We start from the raw sequence: 20,163 nt of genomic DNA, 5'->3' as shown, positions 1-20,163 counted from the left end.
GAATAATTTACTTGGGAAACATAACATGAATCGTCGTTCATTCTTAACATCATCAAGCCTTGTTATTGGCGGATTATCATTAAGTTCTTTTGTGAGTTCAGCTTATGCCAATGAAGTACTAAAAAATAAATTAGTATTTAATGCAGAAAATCCGTTACTGCTTAATTTCAATGAAAACTCATTAGGCATGTCGCCTAACGCTCAAAAAGCCATTATTGATGCTTTACCCAATGCATTTAGATATCCAGATGAGGCGCGTAGCAAATTAATTAGCGAATTAGGGAAAGAATTTAAACTTTCAGATAAACATATCACCTTGGGAAACGGTTCATCTGAAACAATTCAAGTAGCAGTTCAATTTGTGGCAAATAAAGCACAAAAAGAAGGTAAATCAGTTCAACTTATTGTTCCTGATCCAACATTTAATTATGCCGAACTTTATGCAGAACCTTTAGGTGTAAAAATCGTTAAAGTGCCTGTTGATAATACTCTAGCTTTCGATTTGGCAACTATGCAGAAAAAAGCGCAAGAGTTTGATGGTATTAGCATGGTGTATTTGTGCAATCCGAATAACCCAACCGCAATGTTAACTCCTAGTGCAGATTTATCGAATTGGGTAAAATCAGCAAAAGAGAATGTCTTTTTTATTATTGATGAAGCTTATGCTGAGTTTGTTTCAACACCTGAATTTATCAGTGCTATTACATTAGTAGCGGAAGGTTATAAAAACCTGATTGTGACCCGTACTTTCTCTAAAATTTATGCTTTAGCAGGACTGCGTGTAGGTTATGGCGTTGCCGTCCCAGAAGTAATCTCACAAATTGATGCCTTTGTTTCTATTGATAATACTAATACTGCAGGTGCAGTTGCCGCATTAGCCTCACTAAAAGATAAAGCTTATGTGGAATATAGCCGTAAGTCGATTGATGTTTCACGTCAGATGGTTGTGGATGTATTAAAAGAGCTCAATATTGAATATGCACCATCTCATGCAAACTTTATTTTTCATAAAGTTAAAGGTGATGTAAAAACCTATCAAAATAGAATGAAAGACGCGAATATTATGGTGGGCCGCGAATTTCCGCCTACTTTTGGTTGGAGCCGTTTAACGTTAGGGACCCCAGAAGAGATGCGTTATTTTGTAGCTACATTAAAAACCTTTAGGGCTAAAGGTTGGATTTGATCTGATTTAACGCTTATTTTATTGGTTGATGAAATAACGCCCTTGAAAATAATATCAAGGGCGTTTTTATTACCGTTATTTATTACTGTTCTTGTAATTCTAACTCAGCAATAACAGGAAGATGATCACTCGCATCTGACCATTTAAATGTTGCTGAATCTTGTGGGATTGTCATATTTTTGATATCCCAAACTTGTCCTTTAAACGTAAAGATATGGTCAATATCTATGGCTGGATTAATTGCTGGCCATGTACGTTTGTCGCTATTTGGTTTTTCAACAGGATTCCAAAAATAGTTAATTTCTTGGATTGGTTGTTCATTGGCTGTAGAGTTAAAATCACCCGCCAATATTTTTATTGATGTTGAAATATTATCAAAGCCTGTCTCTGTATCGCCAATTGCAGCATCTAGGATATGTCTTACTTGACCAATACGAATAGTGGGATCTTTTTGCCAATCAAGGTGTGTTCCCATAATAATAATCGGTGAATCAAACCCTGGTTTAGTAATTTGCGATAATAAAACAATACGTTGTTCTGCATTCCCTGAAGGCAGATTAACGACCTGTGATTTATCAATTTTGTATTTTGATAAAATGCCAACACCATATTGCCCACCATCAAAATCGAGCGCTTTGCCAAAAGCAAACTGCATATTATTGGCTTTTGCTAACTCTTCCAGCTGGTTAATATTTTTACTACGTGCTGTTTTATTATCAACTTCAGTGACAACAATAACATCGGCATCGATATTTTTGATTGCTTAGTTTAGCTTATCAAAATTGGTGACATCCGCTGAAACTTCATTTTTACCAATATTATAGGTAGCTACTTTCAGTGTCGGTTTATTATTTTGATACACCTTATTAGGTGTACCGCCTGATTGTACAGCAAGGATTTCTGAGCCTGTGGTGTTTGCTACTGCCATTGATGACAATAATACACCCGTGCTAACTAGGATAGATATTGCACTTTTTTTCATAATTTCCCCGAAAAATAAACAGAATGCTAATGGATGATCAACAATAAACTATCACACTGAAAATATGACGCAGTGATACAATCCACAAAGTTATTTCGAGATGCAAAAAATCAACCTAATATTAAATTTTTATCTTTTACCCATAAAAAATGCCTGATAAATATCAGGCATTAGTCACTCAATTTAAATAAATGAAGTCTTAAAGCGGATCCACTTTTAAGCAAGAGACTGCGTGGCGGAAGCTCCCTTCTAGTAAAGGACGTGTTTTTGCACATTCTTCATCAGCCATCGGACAACGTGTACGGAATATACAGCCTGATGGTGGATTAATCGGTGAAGGTAATTCCCCCTCTAATAAATCGATATGCTTATTACGTTCTTTATCGGGATCAGGAATAGGCACTGCTGACATCAACGCTTTAGTATAAGGATGTAATGGATGATGATAAACTTTATCATAGGTTCCTAACTCCACTGCATGTCCTAAATACATCACCAACACACGATCTGAAATATGTTTTACCACTGCCAGATCGTGCGCAATGAAGATTAACGATAATCCCATCTCTTTTTGAATATCTTTCAGCAAGTTAACCACTTGAGCCTGAATTGATACGTCTAATGCTGAAACAGGTTCATCACAAATCACTAATTTGGGTTCTAAAATTAACGCACGCGCAATACCGATACGCTGGCATTGCCCACCTGAGAATTCGTGAGGGTAACGGTTGATTAAGTTTGGCAATAATCCGACTCGCATCATCATTGCTTTCACTTTTTCAACAACTTCAACCTGTTTCATTTTAGGATGATAAGTTTTAAGCGGTTCGGCAATGATATCGCCAATCGTCATTCTTGGGTTTAGAGAAGCCAGCGGATCTTGGAAAATCATCTGGATATCTTGGCGAATATCGCGCCATTGTTTATTTCCCATTCCCAGTAAATCATTACCTAACCAAGTGACTGTACCGCCAGAGGCTTTGACTAATCCAATAATGGCTCGAGCAAATGTCGATTTACCACAACCAGATTCACCAACAACGCCGAGTGTTTCACCTTCATATAAACGCAGTGTGACACCATCAACGGCTTTGAGGCTTTTTTTAGGTTGCCAAAACCACTGTTTATTATCTTGAACATCGAAATAAACTTTTAAGTCATTCACTTCAAGAATAACTTTTCTATCTTGTAATGTGGCTTGAGTCATACCAATTCCTCCACTGCTTTAAAACAGGCACGTAATCGCCCTTGTGCAAATTGCTCTAATTGAGGTTCACTCGTTAAGCATTGCTCTGTTGCATACTGGCAACGAGGTTGGAATGGGCAGCCTTTTGGTAAACGCAATAAGTTAGGAGGATTACCGGGAATGGTAGCGAGTCGCTCATCTTCACCGTCTAAACGCGGAACCGCCTGTAATAAGCCGATAGAGTACGGATGTGAAGGTTGATAGAAGATATCACGCGCTTTACCGTACTCCATAGTACGCCCTGCATACATCACCAATACTTTATCGCAAATCCCTGCAACCACGCCCAAGTCATGGGTGATCATAATAATCGCGGTGTTTAAATCATTCTTAAGCTCATTGAGTAAGGTCATGATTTGTGCTTGAACCGTCACATCGAGTGCCGTTGTGGGTTCATCTGCAATTAAAAGTTTTGGCTTACAAAGCAATGCCATCGCGATCATGACACGTTGACGCATACCACCTGAAAACTCATGAGGATACATGCTCATACGTTTATGAGCTTCAGGCATTTTTACGGCATCTAACATACGCACAGATTCTGCATAAGCATCATTTTTACTCATGCCTTTATGTAGCATTAAGACTTCAATAAGCTGTGCACCGACTTTCATATAGGGATTTAATGAAGTCATTGGATCTTGGAATATCATGGATATTTCTTCAGCGCGCATTTTATTTAATTCGCTCTGACGAAGATTTAAGATCTCACGGCCATTAAAATTAGCACTACCCGCTGTGCGACCATTTTTCGCTAATAATCCCATCAATGCGAAAGCTGTTTGCGATTTACCTGAACCCGATTCACCGACGATCCCTAAGGTTTCACCTGCAGCTAATTCAAAATTGAGTTTATTAACGGCAGTAACATCTCCATCCGGTGTACCAAAAGTCACACAGAGATCTTTAACACTTAATAACGACTTACTTGTTGAATTTGTCATTTTGTTCTCCTTAACGATCTTTCGGGTCTAATGCGTCACGTAAGCCGTCACCGATAAAGTTAAAGCAAAACAGTGTGACAACTAAGAACGAAGCCGGGAAAAGTAACAGCCAAGGAGAAACTTCCATTGAGTTTGCACCATCACTTAATAGTGCGCCCCAACTACTTAGTGGCTCTTGTGTTCCTAAACCTAAGAAGCTTAAGAAGGATTCAAATAAAATCATACTAGGCACTAATAGAGAGGCATAAACCACCACCACACCTAATACGTTAGGTACAATATGTCTTAACACAATATTGCGTGATGACACACCACAGACTAATGCGGCTTCAATAAACTCTTTACGTTTTAGACTTAAGGTTTGTCCTCTTACAATACGTGCCATATCCAGCCAAGATACCATCCCAATCGCAACGAAAATCAGTAAGATATTTTGACCAAAAAATGTCACCAATAAGATAACAAAGAACATAAATGGGAATGAGTTTAAGATTTCCAGTAAACGCATCATCACGGAGTCAACACGCCCACCAATATAACCTGCCATTGCGCCATACAGCGTACCCACAATAACAGCAACAAAGGCGGCGGCGATACCGACCATTAATGAAATACGCCCACCAATCGCAACACGGACTAATAAGTCACGCCCAGATGAGTCAGTACCAAAATAGTGAGAAGAGGCAAAATCAGGTGCTATTGACATCATTTCCCAATCAGTATCGTCGTAAACAAAGGGCGATAACATTGGGGCAAAAATAACAAATAATAAAATAAAGAAAAGTAATACAAGGCTCGTGATAGCCGCTTTATTGTGCATAAAACGACGACGAGCGTCTTGCCATAAACTACGGCCTTCAATATCTAGCTGCTCCGAGAAATTCCCCAGAGCTTCGCTGTTTTCCTTCAGTGATAACATAACGCGCTCCAGTGTCTATTAATAACGAATTTTCGGATCAATAACGGCATATAAAATATCGACAATCGCATTAAAGAAAATCGTTAATGCACCTACGATAATGGTTAAGCTTAATACCAATGAGTAATCACGGTTTAAAGCACCATTAACGAATAATTGTCCAATACCCGGCAATCCAAAGATGGTTTCAATAACCATTGAGCCCGTAATAATACCGACGAATGCAGGCCCCATATAAGAGATAACAGGTAGCAACGCAGGTTTTAAAGCATGACGTAGTACAATTCTTTTCATCGGCAAGCCTTTCGCTTTTGCCGTTCTGATAAAGTTTGAATGTAACACTTCAATCATTGAACTACGGGTAATACGCGAGATACTGGCGATATAAGAAAGCGACAGCGCAATCATCGGTAGCAACATATATTGCACCGCACCGCCATTCCAACCACCAGCCGGTAGCCACCTTAGCGAGATAGCGAAAATAAGAACTAGCAGTGGTGCGACAACGAAACTCGGTATTACAACCCCCGTCATGGCAAAAGTCATGACGGTATAATCCCATTTGGTGTTTTGATTCAGTGCTGCTATCACGCCTGCCCCCACACCCAAAATGACAGCAAAAATAAATGCCGACAGCCCTAATTTAGCTGAAACAGGGAATGCTTTACCGACTAAGGTGTTTACACTGTAGTCTTTATATTTAAAAGAAGGCCCTAAATCCCCTTTCGACAATTGAATTAAATAATCGAAGTATTGTTTATAAATGGGATCGTTTAAGTGATATTTCGCTTCAATGTTTGCCATAACCTCCGGTGGAAGTTTCCTTTCCCCTGTAAAAGGGCTGCCGGGTGCTAAGCGCATCATAAAAAACGAAATCGTTATTAGAATAAATAGAGTCGGTATCGCTTCTAAAAAGCGACGAAAAATAAATTTGAGCATTGCCCGTTCCTATAACACAAACCTATTCAGGCGTGACGATAAAAAGACCTTGCCTTAAAAAAGACAAGGTCTCGCCCGATTACTTAGCAATAATGTACAAGTCTTTAGTATGTAAATTATCTAATGGATCTTTACCTGAATAACCACCCACATAAGGTTTAACTAAACGGGTGTTTACATAGTAGTAAAGTGGAACAATAGCCGAATCTTTATCTAATACGCCTTCCGCTTTTTGATAAATAGCGGCACGTTCATCATCAGATTTCACACGTAAAGACTCTTTGATCAATGCGTCAAATTCTGTGTTTTTATAGTGAACGGTGTTGTTACTGCTGTAAGACAACATCATGTTCAAGAATGAAGAAGGTTCGTTATAATCCGCACACCAGCCAGCGCGTGCAACATCATAAGTTCCTTGGTGACGTGTATCTAAGAATGTCTTCCACTCTTGGTTCTCAAGAGACACTTCTGCACCTAAGTTTTTCTTCCAAATTGAAGAAGCGGCGATCGCGACTTTTTTATGTAAGTCGGATGTATTGTACAGAAGCTTAAATTTCAGTGGATTTGCTTTGTTATAGCCTGCTTCTTCTAATAATTGGCGTGCTTTTTCATTACGTTGTTCTTGAGTCCAAGTCGCAAACCACTCTGGTTTACTCTCTTTAATACCGTCTGTGAATGGAGGGGTAAAGCCGTAAGCTGGAATATCACCTTGGTTTTTCACTTTATAAGTGATGATATCTCTATCCATTGAAAGCTTAAGTGCTTCACGAACACGCGGATCATTAAACGGTGCTTTCTCATTATTAATTTCATAATAATAAGTACATAAATATGGGCTTATACGCAATTCATCTGGGATCTCTTTTTTCAGCTTTTGGAAAAATTCGATCGGTAAATTGCTGTATGTCATATCAATTTCACCCGCACGATAGCGGTTTACGTCAGTGACTTCTGATGAAATAGGTAAAAAAGTGACTTGGTCAATAACGGTACTTTTGTTATCCCAATAAGTTGGGCTACGTTCTAAAACAATACGTTCGTTGACTGTCCAGTCTTTTAAATTATAAGCACCATTGCCGACGAAGTTAGCAGGTTGCGTCCATTTTTCCCCAAATTTTTCAATGACTCTTTGGTTTACTGGCGACATGGAGGAGTGAGCTAATAATTTTGGTAAATAAGGCACCGCTTCAGATAAAGTGACTTCTAATGTGTTGTTATCTAATGCCTTAACACCTAATTCTGTGGCTTTTTTCTTACCGGCAATAATATCGTCGATATTTACGATATGCGCATATTGCAGATAGCTTTCATAAGGAGATGCCGTATTAGGATCAGCTAAACGTTGCCAGCTATAGACGAAATCTTGTGCTGTAACAGGTTCACCATTTGACCATTTAGCACCTTCACGAATTTTGAATGTCCAAACAGTAAAGTCTTTATTTTCCCAGCTAGTTGCAGAGCCCGGTAAAATTTCACCATCTGGACCAACAATCGTCACGCCTTCGAAAAGATCACGCGCTAATGCAGATTCAGGAACACCTTCGATTTTATGAGGATCAAGCGATTGTGGTTCAGAGCCGTTATTACGTACAAGTACTTGTTTTTCAGCTAATTTTACTCCATCAGGAACAACAGCAGCATTAGCTGTTAATGCTGATAATCCAAAGATTGCGCTTATAGCAATCGCCAACGCACTCTTTTTAGTTAAATTACTCATCTTATAAAATACTCCCAGTTAGTGAGTTGGTTGTTAGACAACCATTCTGTGATGTTCAGTTGTGTTTTAGAACGGTTTACACAACTTATTGTTTTTACAAAAAATAAATCAATCTTGCTTATTTACTATCAGTGCTTAATTGCCTGATAGCATTATAATTTTTTATGCCGGTAGCTTTTTTGTGTAGCTTTTTATTGTGTTACTACTTTTTAAATCACTTTTAATGATTCAAAATCGCACATAACTATAGAATATCGATAATTTACCAGTTTTAGTTATCTGCCTTTATAAAATAGCGCTTTAAGTCCGTATAATCAAAGGGGTCTTTACCTGTAAATCCGCCTACTTTGGGACTAACTAATCTAACACTGACACGATAATAAACAGGCACTATCGCCGAATCCTTGTCTAGCAAGGCTTCAGCCCGTTGATAGAGTTGATGACGTGCCCCTTTATCAACAGCAATTGAGGCATTATTTAATGCATCGTCGTAATCTTTATTTTCATAAAAAACGGTATTTAGACTGCTGGTGGAAAGAAACGAGTTTAAAAATGAGGTAGGTTCATTGTAATCTGCGCACCATGTTGCTCTTGCAACTTGGTAATTTCCTTGATTACGGTTTTCTAATGCCGTTTTCCATTCTTGATTTTGCAACGTTACATTTGCACCAATACTTTTTTTCCACATTGATGCGGCCGCTATTGCCTGCTGTTTATTTTGATCTGAAGTATTGTAGAGCAATGTGAAAGTCAACGGATTTTGACTATTAAACCCCGCTTCTTTTAATAATTCACGCGCCCTTTCATTACGTTGTTGTTGCGTCCAATAAGCCCATTTAGGAGCTTTAAAATTACCGTTACCAATAAAAGAAGGTGTAAAAGAGTAAGCAGGTATTTGTCCTTGCCCCATTATTTTTTCGGCAATCACTTCTCTATCAAGAGTAAGCTTTACCGCTTCTCGAACTCGCGGATCATCAAAAGGCGCTTTTTGATTATTTAATTCATAATAGAAAGTACATAAATACGGTGTGACATGTAAATTTTCAGGTTGCTCTTGCTTCATTTTTCTATAAAGAACAGGAGGAATAGCGCTATTAGTGATATCGATTTCACCACTGCGATAGCGATTAACATCACTAGTTTCCGAGCTTATTGGTAAAAATATGGCTTGTTCAATAATGGTATTTTTATTATCCCAATAAAGTGGATTACGCTTTAAAGTCACCTTTTCATTTACAACCCAATTTTCAATAACATAAGCACCATTGCCAACGAAGTTTTCAGGGCGAGTCCAATTCACGCCATATTTTTCAACAATCTCTTTTTTAACGGGCTTTAATGGCGTATGGCTGATCATATCGATTAAATAAGGAATTGGCTTTGTTAAACTCACCTGAAAAGTATGAGGATCAATCGCTTTCACACCTAATGTTTCAGGGGATTTTTTGCCACTAAGAATATCTGTAATATTTTCAACATAAGCATATTCGAGATAGCTGGCATAAGGTGAACCTGTTTTAGGATCTACCACTCGACGCCAGCTATAAACAAAATCTTCAGCTGTAACTGGAGAACCATCACTCCATTTTGCATCTTCTCGCAAATAGAATGTCCACACTTTGTTATCATCAGTTTCCCAGCGTTGTGCAACGCCCGGCATACTTTCACCATTCGGCCCAACATAAGTCAGCCCTTCTAATAAATTTAAAATAATATTAGTTTCTGGTGCACCTTCTACTTTATGTGGATCAAGTGATGAAACTTCAGTTCCGTTATTAATCACAATATTCTGTTGTTTTGCCAGAATAGTACCTTCAGGAAGAGTGACGGCATGAGAAAAAAAGGAGGTAAAGACAAGTGACATAATACTGAGTGGAAACACTGTTTTTAACGTAACTTTATTTTTCATGGGTACCTCTCCTAATAAACAATAATTTATAGCGGGGCCGATCAATTAACGATAAGTATCGTTGTTAAATTTTGATTGTAATATTTATGGCTCTTAGATATTTGCTGATATTAACGAGATAAAAATGATAACAACACACTTCTTTTTTACACTTATCGTAAATTTTGTCAATTAATGCGGTATTCTTATCACTTAACTTTATTGAGCCCTCTAGCGTTCTATCTTGAGAAAATAAAAAATACATATCAAGAGAGGCAAAACAACAAATAAACATTAAATTAACATCATGCAAGTTTTATAGATAGAAAACCTACTTAGCTCACAAAATTAATATAATTAGGATGGCTTTTAACTGACTAGCAGAATTTTATGATGCTTTATTTGTAAAGAGTTTCTCTTTGAAATTAATTACAAATAATAATAAATTCATCTTTAGGCTGAATAACAATTCTAATCTAAAAATATTTATAGATTATTAAATATTCACTTTTATTGTTTATTTTTAAAATTTAATCTAAATGTTTAATAGAAATAAAAATAAAAAATTTTTCATTTATATTTCTATGAGTTAGATAAAAAAACCTCTTTAATATACATCTCGAATATTAAAGAGGTTTTTAATTTTAAAATTATAACTTCAATTTTTTTCAGCTATTGAGCTGACTTTGATTGAAACCATTGTAGCTTCTCATTCAATGAGACGACCTCTCCCACGATAATCAGTGCTGGGCTTTCCATTGTTTCTGCCATCTCTGCCAGTTGACGTAATTGACCAACAATCACTTTTTGTGTTGTTAACGTCCCCTTTTCGATAATGGCGACAGGCATAGTCGCGCACATGTTTTGGCTAAGTAGCATTTGCTGAATATAATGGGCTTTACTTAATCCCATATAAAACACTAAGGTCTGATTTTTTTGTGCAATACATTGCCACTGTGCTTCATTTAATCCTTTCCCATGCCCCGTAATAAAGCGAACACTTTGTGCATAATCTCGATGCGTTAAAGGAATACCCGCATAAGTCGTACAACCTGATGCAGCCGTAATTCCGGGGATCACAGAAAATGGGATCTGATGTTCAATCAAAGCTTCTAGTTCTTCACTGCCTCGGCCAAAAATAAAGGGATCGCCCCCTTTTAATCTCACCACTCGTTTTCCTGCTATGGCTTCTTTGATTAAGATTTGATTGATTTCGTCTTGAGGAACGCAGTGAAATCCCGCTTGCTTACCAACATAAATACGTTGTGCATCTCTACGAACTAATGCCATTACTTCATCAGACACTAGCCTATCGTAAACCACCACGTCAGCTTGCTGGCACTGCTGCAAACCTTTAATGGTCATTAACCCAGCATCACCCGGTCCTGCTCCGACTAAAACAACGCTGCCTTGAGGTTGCTGATTTTCAGATAACAGTGCGCTAATACGTCGCTCAATACCGTCATCTCTTTGCGCTTCTATTTCAGCTTGTAATGATTTATCCTCGAAAAATTGCTCCCAAAAATAACGTCTGGCACTCATCGATGAAAAACGTTGTTTTATTTGCTCTCGTAACTTTCCGGCAAGTTGTGCTAGTGCACCAAGATAATTAGGGAGTAACTGCTCAATTTTTTCTCGCAAAATACGAGCGAGTACAGGTGCTTTTCCGCCCGATGAAATTGCCACCACGATAGGAGAGCGATCGATAACAGAAGGCATAATAAAACTAGCTTGCTCTGGTGAATCAACCACATTACAAAATATCTGTTTTTCTGTTGCTGTTTGAAAAACCTGTTGATTCACTTGCTCGCTATCTGTTGCAGCAATAACAAGCCATTTACCAGACAAATGAGCCTCATTAAATATTCCTGTGATGCAATTTAGTTTTTGCTCTGTATGCCACTGCATAAATTGCCCAGTAAATGAAGGGGCAACAACAGAAATAATGGCGCCTGCCTCCATCAGCAATCTCGCTTTACGTTCAGCAATCTCACCACCTCCTACTAATAAACAAGGTTTATCTTTTAGCTGACAGAATATTGGAAAGTAATCCATATCCGTTCCCCTATTTATTGTGATGACTTATTACGACTACGCACGCTAACGGTGTTACCTTCAACCTTGATATCAAAATGAGTGATCGAGAAATTCTCATCTTCAAGGCAAAAACCATCCGTTAAACGAAAATGCTGTTTTTTTAGCGGACTGACGATATACAGCTCATTTTCATGTTCAGCAATCAATCCTCGTGATAGAACACTCGAATGTGCAAAGGGATCTATATTGCTTAACGCATATAAACGCGCATCAGAATAAGGACGAAATATGGCAACGTGATCTTGTTCCACCAGCGCACAAACACCCGTTCCCGGAGTAATATCATCTAATTGGCAAACAGCTATCCATTGGCTCATGATTGCGCCTCCTCAGTGATCTGTTTGATATCAATACGTTCATGTAAACGTGCGGGACGATGCTGAAATCGTTCTTTTACTGTTTGCACTGTTGGATCAGGCATTGGATTATTAATAAAGTGGGCAAACCGTTTTAATGCTTTTGGAGAATCAACTGTTTCTTTCCATTCACAAGCAACGCGTTCTTGTAAGGTTTTAAGTTCTTTTTCCAGTTGTGCATTTAAACCTAATTTGTCGTTAATTATGACATCACGTAAATATTCAATACCGCCTTCTAAATTATCTAACCACACTGAAGTGCGTTGTAACTTATCGGCAGTACGAATATAGAACATCATAAAACGGTCGATATAATGCACTAAGGTTTCTTCATCAAGATCGGAAGCAAAGAGATCTCCATGTCGTGGTTTCATACCACCATTTCCACCGAAATAGAGGTTCCAGCCTTTATCTGTGGCGATAATACCGACATCTTTTCCTTGTGCTTCAGAACATTCACGAGTACAGCCCGAGACACCAAATTTCATCTTATGAGGTGTTCTAATGCCTTTATAACGATGCTCTAGTGCAACGCCCAAACCGACACTGTCACCAACACCGAAACGACACCAACTGCTGCCTACACATGTTTTTACCATTCGCAGTGCTTTCGCATAGGCATGACCAGTTTCAAAACCCGCCGCTATCAGTTTTTCCCAAATAGCGGGTAAATCCTGTTTGTGCGCACCGAACATCGCCATTCGTTGCGATCCCGTAATTTTGGTATACAAATTGTATTCTTGAGCGATTTGCCCAATAGCAATAATGCCTGCGGGGGTAATTTCACCACCAGGAGAGCGAGGAATGATGGAATAAGTCCCATCTTTTTGCATATTCGCAAGGAAGTTATCGTTAGTATCTTGCAGAGAAACTAAATCATCACGCAAGATATAATCATTCCAACATGAAGCAAGCAATGAACCGACGGTTGGTTTACACACTTCACAACCATAGCCTTGACCGTGTTTTTTCAATAACTCATCAAAGCTTTTCAGTCCTTCTACACGAATAAGATGATAAAGCTCTTGGCGAGAATAGTGGAAATGCTCACAAAGATGGTGATTAACTTCGATACCTTGTTTGGCTAATTCTGCATTTAAGACTTGAGTCACAAGAGGAATACAGCCACCACATCCTGTACCCGCTTTGGTTTCTGCCTTAATTGCAGCGACTGTATGACAACCTTGTTCAATTGCTTGAATAATGTCGCCTTTTGTAACATCAAAACAAGAGCAGATTTGTGCGGTTTCGGGTAGTGAATCAACACCTATTGCCGGCTTACTTCCAGCATGTGAAGGTAAAATCAAAGAGTCTGGGTGCTCTGGCAATTCAATGGTATTGAGTGATAGTTGTAAAAGATTGCCATAATCTTCGGTATCACCCACTAATACAGCACCTAATAGATATTTATTATCTTCACTAACAATCAGGCGTTTATAGATTTCTTTGCCTTCGTCCAGATAAATATAGCTACGACACCCTGCTTGTTGCCCATGAGCATCACCAATACCGCCGACATCGACACCAAGAAGTTTTAATTTTGCACTTAAATCAGCACCCTGAAAAACAGAGTGATGGCCTAATAAATTATCGACCGCAACTTGTGCCATTTTGTAGCCAGGCGCCACTAAACCGAAGGTTTTATTTTGCCAAGATGCACATTCACCAATAGCATAAATATCAGGATCTGTTGTTTGGCAATAATCATTAATAACAATGCCGCCTCGTGGGGCAATATCTAAATCACACTGACGAGCTAACTTATCTTTCGGGCGAATACCTGTGGAAAACACAATAAAATCAACTTCAAGAAAAGTACCATCCGCGAATTGCAGTGTTTTACGCGCACTTTCCCCAGTTGATAATATTTCTTGGGTGTTTTTAGAGGTATGCACTTTTACACCCATACGCTCTATTTTTCGTTTAAGTTGCTCACCACCTAATGTATCCAGCTGCTCTGCCATTAAGGTTGGAGCAAACTCGATGACGTGAGTTTCAATACCTAAGCTTTTTAACGCACCGGCTGCTTCTAAACCTAACAACCCACCACCAATCACCGCCCCTTTACGACTAATACGTGCGCAAGATTCGATAGCGTTTAAATCTTCAATAGTTCGATAGACAAAACAGTCCGGCGAGTTATTTCCCTTAATTGGAGGAACCCACGGATAAGAGCCTGTTGCCATCACTAATTTATCGTAACTGACACAACGTCCGGTATTAGTGTGTACCACTTTTTCGTCACGATTAATGGTTATCACGCGCTCACCAATTAATACCTCTATTTGGTATTTTTCATAATAACCTTGTTTAACTAAGGAGAGCTCTTCAGCGGTGTGATGTGAAAAGTAAGAGGAGAGATGGACTCTATCATATGCAACGCGAGGTTCTTCACAAAAGACAACAATATTAAATTCTTCATTGCCACCTTTATCAATCAACTCTTCGATATAACGGTGTCCCACCATACCGTTACCGATGATTGCGAGTGTTTTCTTGCTCATTTTTGCCTCAGATTTAAAGATTTCTAAGGCTAAAATACGAAACTACTCATAAGAGATATTGATGGATATCAAATACAGCTTAATCAATTCAGCTACTACAACTTAATAGTCAATGAGTTACTACTAAAGGAGTATTTCATCATCATGTTCTTGCGGTTAATTATTCTTCTACCATAATTAATTTTAGCCACTTATAACGAAGAGTTATATGTAAGCGTAATTAAAACTTTGCGCATTGGTCACGTTTTGCCTAAGTTAATTTCACAAAGTAATAACTAATAAGTTATTGACATAACGATTTTGGCTACACCGTTTCAGGGAGCGTCTCATGAAAGCAAAATTATTATCATTATTCGTTGTGGGTGCCCTTTCCGTACCGGCATTTGCAGCAACACCTGCTAATACATTAATTGTGGTACAAGGGCTTGATGATATTGTCAGCCTTGATCCTGCTGAAAGTAATGAACTATCCAGTATTCAAACTGTGCCTAGTTTATATCAACGTATTGTTCAACCTAATCGTGATAATCCAGAAATTAATGAACCGATTTTAGTTGAAAGCTGGCAAGCGAACCCTGAACAAAAAACGATCGTATTTAAAATTAAGCCAGATGCAAAATTTGCATCTGGTAACGCTGTACGTCCTGAAGATATTATCTTCTCTTATCAGCGTGCGATCACCATGAACAAATCACCTGCTTTTATTCTAAATGTGCTGGGTTGGAAAACTGATAACATTAATTCACTGCTGAAAAAGGTCAGTGATAATGAATTAGAAGTGCGTTGGACAGCGGATGTCAGCCCTGATGTTGTGCTAAATATCCTTTCAACTCCAATTGCGTCTATTGTTGATGAAAAACTGGTTTCCGCTCATGTTAAAAATAATGACTTTGGGAATAGCTGGCTGAAGATGAACTCAGCAGGAAGTGGCGCATACAAAATGCGTGCTTATCAACCACGTCAAGCTATTGTGTTAGAAGCTAACCCACTCTCGCCAACTGGTGCGCCTAAAATAGCCAATATTATTATTAAAAACGTGCCCGATCCGGCATCTCGTCGTTTATTAATTGAAAAAGGTGATGCGGATATTGCGCGTGACTTAGGTACCGATCAAACTGCAGCTTTAGCGGGCAAAACTGGTATCAAAATTTTAGATATTCCTTCTGCTGAGCAAGTTTATATGGCTTTTAATACCGCCAGTGGAAACCCAGCGCTGAGTAACCCCGCATTTTGGGAAGCATCTCGTTATTTAATTGACTACAAAGGCATTACTGAAGATTTAATGCGTGGTCAGTACTTTATTCATCAAAGCTTCTTACCAATAGGCTTACCGGGTGCATTAAAAGATAATCCTTTTACTTTTGATCCCGAAAAAGCCAAAGCAATTTTAGCCAAAGCGGGTATTACCAATGCACGCTTTACATTAGATGTTGAGAACAAAGTTCCTTACATCACTGTGGCGCAATCCATTCAAGCAAGCTTTGCTCAAGCGGGTGTACAAGTTGATTTATTGCCCGCAGCAGGTAGCCAAGTGTATAGCCGTGTACGCGCTAAACAGCATCAAGCAGCCATTCGTTTTTGGATCCCTGATTATTTTGATGCGCACTCAAATGCCAGTGCCTTCGCTTATAATGATGGACAATCCAATACTGTTGCTTGGTTAAATGGCTGGAAAATTCCTGAGTTAAGTCAGCAGACATTATCTGCACTTAATGAAGCGGACAAAGTAAAACGCCAATCGCTCTATACTGAAATGCAAAAAGAGTTACAGCGTAGTTCACCTTATGTGTTTATTGACCAAGGCAAAAACCAGATAGTCATGCGCGATAACGTTAACGGTTATGCGCAAGGTCTAAATGCAGATATGGTCTATTATGACAAAGTAACTAAGTAATATTTTTTCCTGAAACCATCCACAGCCATGTTACTGTGGATGGTCTATTTTTTGCCATTTCACTAGGCTATTGCTGTATGAATACTGCTATGACGTTACCTATTCGTCTAAAAGATCAGTTAATTACCTTTGCTCAAGGAATATTGACTCTGGTGCTGACTCTTTTAGGACTTCTTGTCATCACTTTTACGCTTTCAGCTCTTTCACCTGTCGATCCTGTCTTACAAATTGTTGGTGATCACGCAAGCCTCGAAACCTATAACCAAGTAAGACATGAATTAGGACTAGATTTACCTATCTACATGCAGTTTTTTCATTATGTAGAAGCGCTGTTACAAGGGCATTTAGGTACAGCAACATCAACAGGTCAACCTGTTCTTGATGATTTGTTAGCGACTTTTCCCGCCACATTGGAATTAGCAACTGTTGCATTACTGATTGGTGCCAGCCTTGGTATTTTATTTGGCGTTTTATGTGCGCGTTTTGTGGGAACACCGTTCGATTTTATTTTGCGAATTTTGACGTTATTAGGTAGCTCTGTTCCTATTTTCTGGCTAGGTTTGATTTTGCTATTGCTTTTCTATGCCACCTTACAATGGACAGCAGGCCCCGGGCGATTAGACGATATTTATCAATTCACCATTGAACCCGTAACGGGTTTTGCACTAATTGATACGTTATTAGCTGGCGATAAAGATGCTTTTTTTAATGCGTTATCACACCTTATTTTACCAGTTTCTTTATTAGCTTATTTTGCCCTTGCTTCTATTACTCGCTTAACTCGTTCAGCCTGTTTAAACGAAATGAATAAAGAGTATGTCACGTTAGCAAGAGCAAAAGGTATTGGTGAATTACGTATTCTTTTTTATCACGTACTGCCTAATATTCGTGGTGTTTTAATGACCATTATCGCCTTATCTTATACTGGTATGTTAGAAGGTGCCGTATTAACAGAAACGGTCTTTTCTTGGCCGGGAATTGGTCGATATCTCACAACAGCACTTTTTGCAGGTGATACCACAGCCATTATGGGCGGTACTTTAGTTATCGGCTTATGCTTTGTCTTTATCAATAATATGACCGATATCGTTATTCGTTTGACTGATCCGAGGCTCCGCTAATGTCATCTCCATTTTTAAGAAAAATAGCGCGTTCGCCTTCTGCATTTATCGGTTTATCGTTGCTCATTTTACTGTTAATTATTGCTATTTTTGCACCTTGGTTAGCCCCTTACGATCCGAATTGGCAACATGCTGCCCAACGTTTATTAGCACCCAATGCTGAACATTGGCTAGGGACAGATAATTATGGGCGAGATATTCTTTCTCGACTTATTTATGGTACTCGCCCAATGCTAGGCTTAGTGGGGCTGGTGGCGCTTATTACGCTACCTTTAGGATTATTAATTGGGATTTTATCTGGGTATTACGGTGGTTGGACTGAGCGTATTTTAATGCGATTCACTGATATTGTAATGTCGATGCCTTCTCTTATTCTCGCCTTCGCCTTTGTCGCAATGTTAGGACCTGGCCTGCTAAATGGCGCGTTAGCACTGGCTTTAACTGCATGGCCGGCTTATGCACGACAATCTCGTAGTGAAATTCAACATTTACGCAATAGCGATTATCTTGCTGCTGCCGAAATGATGGGTATTAAAGGTCTTCGACTGTTATGGGGACATATCTTACCACTATGTTTACCTTCAGCCATTGTGCGTTTAGCACTTAACTTAGCCGTAATTATTCTCGCAGCAGCCGGATTGGGCTTCCTTGGATTAGGTGCACGCCCACCAATGGCGGAATGGGGAGCGATGATCGCAGAAGGTATGCCCGTTATTTTTGATCAATGGTGGATTGCAGCTATTCCGGGTACGGCAATTTTAATCAGCAGTCTGGCATTTAATTTATTAGGTGATGGATTACGTGATGTATTGGGAGATACCCATGAATAAAACACCATTAATTGAGGTAAACAACCTCTGCATCGATTTTCCAAAGGCAAGAGTTGTCAATAATATCTCTTTTACTTTGGGGCAAGAGCGTTTGGCGATTGTTGGTGAATCTGGCTCTGGCAAATCAATGACCGCTCGTGCATTAATGGGGCTTGTTCGTCATCCGGGAAAAGTCAGTGCAGAGATACTGAACTTACAAGGAAATAATCTATTAGATTTTTCATCTCGCCAATGGAATAACATCCGCGGAAATACGATTTCAATGGTATTACAAGATCCTCGCTATGCATTAAATCCTGTAAAAACCATTTATCAGCAAGTAGAAGAAACCGTAAAACAACATCAAAAACTTTCACGTCAAGATAGGCGTCAACTTATCATCGATACCCTGCTGTCTGTCGGCTTACCTGAACAGAATATTTATCGTTATCCTGGTGAATTATCAGGTGGTATGGGACAACGAGCAATGATAGCGATTGCGCTAATTAATAACCCTACTATTTTAATTGCCGATGAACCGACATCTGCACTGGATGCTCAGTTACGTCATCAAATCCTTGAACTGATCACTATTCAGTGTGAACAGCGTAATATGGGTTTATTACTGATTAGCCATGATTTACCCCTTGTTGCTGAATATTGTGAGCGCGTCATGGTGATGTATCAAGGCGAACAAGTTGATGAACTTGATGCTAAAGCGCTACCGACTGCTTCACATCCTTATACTCGTACACTTTGGACATGTAGACCTAATGCAAGCACTTATGGCACTCAATTGCCAGTACTAGATAGAACGCTTAATTTTAAGGGGCTACATCATGCTAATTGATATTCATGATTTACACGTTCAATTCAAACAAGGTAAACAAGCAAAGCACGTTGTAAAAGGGATCAATCTACATGTTCAACAAGGCGAAACCTTTAGCTTGATTGGCCGTTCTGGCTGTGGCAAATCGACTGTTTTGCGTGTGATCGCAGGGTTATTACCGAATTGGCAAGGTGAGATATCGCTTTTAGGACAAACAATTAAACCTCAACAACGTTTTCAAGGGACTTTGCGCCGTAATATACAAATGGTATTTCAAGATCCCTACGCCTCTTTACACCCCCAACACCGTATTGAGCGAGCGTTCTCTGAGCCTTTAAAAATCCACCAAATTCCTTTTGATAAAGAGACAATTGAACAAGCATTAGCCCAAGTTGGTTTACCTGCCGATGTGACGAGTCGTTATCCACACCAACTTTCGGGTGGGCAACGTCAACGTGTCGCCATTGCAAGAGCCCTTTTATTGCAACCTCAACTATTACTTTTAGATGAACCAACTTCAGCGCTAGATATGTCAGTGCAAGCCGAGATTTTAAATCTGCTTAACACACTAAAAAAACAGCATAACATGACTTATTTACTCGTCAGTCATGATGCAGATGTTATCGCACATATGTCGGATCGAGCTGCATTAATGGAAAATGGTGAATTAACACAACATTATGATCGAGATGCGTTATCAAAAGGGATACATCGTATTGATTGAGATAAAAGAGA

Annotated in this window: 15 protein-coding genes and 1 pseudogene; 6 read left to right on the top strand and 10 right to left on the bottom strand. The window is 39.0% G+C overall.

Going from position 1 to position 20,163, the window contains the following annotated elements:
* The first annotated feature begins 25 nt into the window (after positions 1–25).
* The gene (locus tag GWJ01_RS15335) at positions 26–1,183 is read left to right on the top strand and encodes a pyridoxal phosphate-dependent aminotransferase (RefSeq protein ID WP_109401769.1); all 1,158 of its coding nucleotides are present in this window, start codon (positions 26–28) and stop codon (positions 1,181–1,183) included.
* Between the two features lie 82 nt (positions 1,184–1,265).
* On the opposite strand, the pseudogene GWJ01_RS15330 reads toward GWJ01_RS15335, so the two are convergent.
* The 10 genes and pseudogenes from GWJ01_RS15330 to nirB form a co-directional block, all read right to left on the bottom strand.
* Positions 1,266–2,165: pseudogene (locus tag GWJ01_RS15330) on the bottom strand (endonuclease/exonuclease/phosphatase family protein).
* Between the two features lie 199 nt (positions 2,166–2,364).
* Positions 2,365–3,372 carry a murein tripeptide/oligopeptide ABC transporter ATP binding protein OppF gene (gene oppF, locus GWJ01_RS15325; protein ID WP_161711265.1) on the bottom strand — a complete coding sequence of 336 codons (1,008 nt, stop codon included), beginning with the start codon at positions 3,370–3,372 and terminating at the stop codon, positions 2,365–2,367.
* Positions 3,369–4,355, bottom strand: a complete 987-nt coding sequence (locus GWJ01_RS15320; RefSeq protein ID WP_075673767.1) for an ABC transporter ATP-binding protein — start codon at positions 4,353–4,355, stop codon at positions 3,369–3,371. Before GWJ01_RS15320 ends, oppF begins: the two co-directional genes overlap by 4 nt.
* Before the next feature lie 10 nt (positions 4,356–4,365).
* Positions 4,366–5,274, bottom strand: a complete 909-nt coding sequence (gene oppC / locus GWJ01_RS15315; protein WP_109401767.1) for an oligopeptide ABC transporter permease OppC — start codon at positions 5,272–5,274, stop codon at positions 4,366–4,368.
* An 18-nt stretch (positions 5,275–5,292) separates the two neighbouring features.
* Complete coding sequence (oppB, locus tag GWJ01_RS15310; RefSeq protein WP_069368989.1) at positions 5,293–6,213, bottom strand: oligopeptide ABC transporter permease OppB; 921 nt, start codon at positions 6,211–6,213, stop codon at positions 5,293–5,295.
* Positions 6,214–6,292: 79 nt separating this feature from the next.
* The gene (gene oppA, locus GWJ01_RS15305; protein WP_109401766.1) at positions 6,293–7,930 is read right to left on the bottom strand and encodes an oligopeptide ABC transporter substrate-binding protein OppA; all 1,638 of its coding nucleotides are present in this window, start codon (positions 7,928–7,930) and stop codon (positions 6,293–6,295) included.
* A 271-nt stretch (positions 7,931–8,201) separates the two neighbouring features.
* A complete protein-coding gene (locus tag GWJ01_RS15300; protein ID WP_161711264.1) occupies positions 8,202–9,839 on the bottom strand; it encodes an ABC transporter substrate-binding protein in 1,638 nt (545 codons plus the stop codon).
* 651 nt (positions 9,840–10,490) lie between these two features.
* Entirely contained in the window at positions 10,491–11,873 is a 1,383-nt protein-coding gene (gene cysG, locus GWJ01_RS15295; RefSeq protein ID WP_109401764.1) for a siroheme synthase CysG, read from the bottom strand.
* A 14-nt stretch (positions 11,874–11,887) separates the two neighbouring features.
* Positions 11,888–12,232 (bottom strand): nitrite reductase small subunit NirD, encoded by a 345-nt coding sequence (nirD, locus tag GWJ01_RS15290; RefSeq protein WP_075673950.1) that lies wholly within the window; start codon positions 12,230–12,232, stop codon positions 11,888–11,890.
* Positions 12,229–14,775 carry a nitrite reductase large subunit NirB gene (nirB, locus tag GWJ01_RS15285; protein ID WP_109393904.1) on the bottom strand — a complete coding sequence of 849 codons (2,547 nt, stop codon included), beginning with the start codon at positions 14,773–14,775 and terminating at the stop codon, positions 12,229–12,231. The genes nirD and nirB overlap by 4 nt, the downstream gene beginning before the upstream one ends.
* Before the next feature lie 328 nt (positions 14,776–15,103).
* Between nirB and GWJ01_RS15280 the strand changes: the two genes are divergently transcribed.
* The 5 genes from GWJ01_RS15280 (at position 15,104) to GWJ01_RS15260 (ending at position 20,152) form a co-directional block, all read left to right on the top strand.
* The gene (locus GWJ01_RS15280; protein ID WP_109393905.1) at positions 15,104–16,669 is read left to right on the top strand and encodes an ABC transporter substrate-binding protein; all 1,566 of its coding nucleotides are present in this window, start codon (positions 15,104–15,106) and stop codon (positions 16,667–16,669) included.
* A 77-nt stretch (positions 16,670–16,746) separates the two neighbouring features.
* Entirely contained in the window at positions 16,747–17,790 is a 1,044-nt protein-coding gene (locus GWJ01_RS15275) for an ABC transporter permease (RefSeq protein WP_109393906.1), read from the top strand.
* Positions 17,790–18,620, top strand: coding sequence for an ABC transporter permease (locus tag GWJ01_RS15270; protein ID WP_109393907.1), 831 nt, complete (start codon positions 17,790–17,792; stop codon positions 18,618–18,620). Before GWJ01_RS15275 ends, GWJ01_RS15270 begins: the two co-directional genes overlap by 1 nt.
* Positions 18,613–19,449, top strand: coding sequence for an ABC transporter ATP-binding protein (locus GWJ01_RS15265; RefSeq protein WP_109393908.1), 837 nt, complete (start codon positions 18,613–18,615; stop codon positions 19,447–19,449). Before GWJ01_RS15270 ends, GWJ01_RS15265 begins: the two co-directional genes overlap by 8 nt.
* Positions 19,436–20,152, top strand: a complete 717-nt coding sequence (locus GWJ01_RS15260; protein WP_193528586.1) for an ABC transporter ATP-binding protein — start codon at positions 19,436–19,438, stop codon at positions 20,150–20,152. Before GWJ01_RS15265 ends, GWJ01_RS15260 begins: the two co-directional genes overlap by 14 nt.
* Positions 20,153–20,163: the final 11 nt, after the last annotated feature.

Origin of the sequence: Proteus sp. G2618, from assembly GCF_009915995.1 — a bacterium.
Classification (GTDB): Bacteria; Pseudomonadota; Gammaproteobacteria; order Enterobacterales; family Enterobacteriaceae; genus Proteus; species Proteus terrae.
This window is presented reverse-complemented; position numbering and strand designations above follow the sequence as displayed.

What these genes read in the sequence shown, in the direction of transcription:
- cysG (WP_109401764.1), bottom strand. Translation starts at nt 11,873, where the DNA reads ATGGATTACTTTCCAATATTCTGTCAGCTAAAAGATAAACCTTGTTTA.
- oppF (WP_161711265.1), bottom strand. Translation starts at nt 3,372, where the DNA reads ATGACTCAAGCCACATTACAAGATAGAAAAGTTATTCTTGAAGTGAAT.
- GWJ01_RS15300 (WP_161711264.1), bottom strand. Translation starts at nt 9,839, where the DNA reads ATGAAAAATAAAGTTACGTTAAAAACAGTGTTTCCACTCAGTATTATG.
- GWJ01_RS15335 (WP_109401769.1), top strand. Translation starts at nt 26, where the DNA reads ATGAATCGTCGTTCATTCTTAACATCATCAAGCCTTGTTATTGGCGGA.
- nirD (WP_075673950.1), bottom strand. Translation starts at nt 12,232, where the DNA reads ATGAGCCAATGGATAGCTGTTTGCCAATTAGATGATATTACTCCGGGA.
- GWJ01_RS15270 (WP_109393907.1), top strand. Translation starts at nt 17,790, where the DNA reads ATGTCATCTCCATTTTTAAGAAAAATAGCGCGTTCGCCTTCTGCATTT.
- oppC (WP_109401767.1), bottom strand. Translation starts at nt 5,274, where the DNA reads ATGTTATCACTGAAGGAAAACAGCGAAGCTCTGGGGAATTTCTCGGAG.
- GWJ01_RS15280 (WP_109393905.1), top strand. Translation starts at nt 15,104, where the DNA reads ATGAAAGCAAAATTATTATCATTATTCGTTGTGGGTGCCCTTTCCGTA.
- nirB (WP_109393904.1), bottom strand. Translation starts at nt 14,775, where the DNA reads ATGAGCAAGAAAACACTCGCAATCATCGGTAACGGTATGGTGGGACAC.
- GWJ01_RS15265 (WP_109393908.1), top strand. Translation starts at nt 18,613, where the DNA reads ATGAATAAAACACCATTAATTGAGGTAAACAACCTCTGCATCGATTTT.
- GWJ01_RS15320 (WP_075673767.1), bottom strand. Translation starts at nt 4,355, where the DNA reads ATGACAAATTCAACAAGTAAGTCGTTATTAAGTGTTAAAGATCTCTGT.
- oppB (WP_069368989.1), bottom strand. Translation starts at nt 6,213, where the DNA reads ATGCTCAAATTTATTTTTCGTCGCTTTTTAGAAGCGATACCGACTCTA.
- oppA (WP_109401766.1), bottom strand. Translation starts at nt 7,930, where the DNA reads ATGAGTAATTTAACTAAAAAGAGTGCGTTGGCGATTGCTATAAGCGCA.
- GWJ01_RS15275 (WP_109393906.1), top strand. Translation starts at nt 16,747, where the DNA reads ATGAATACTGCTATGACGTTACCTATTCGTCTAAAAGATCAGTTAATT.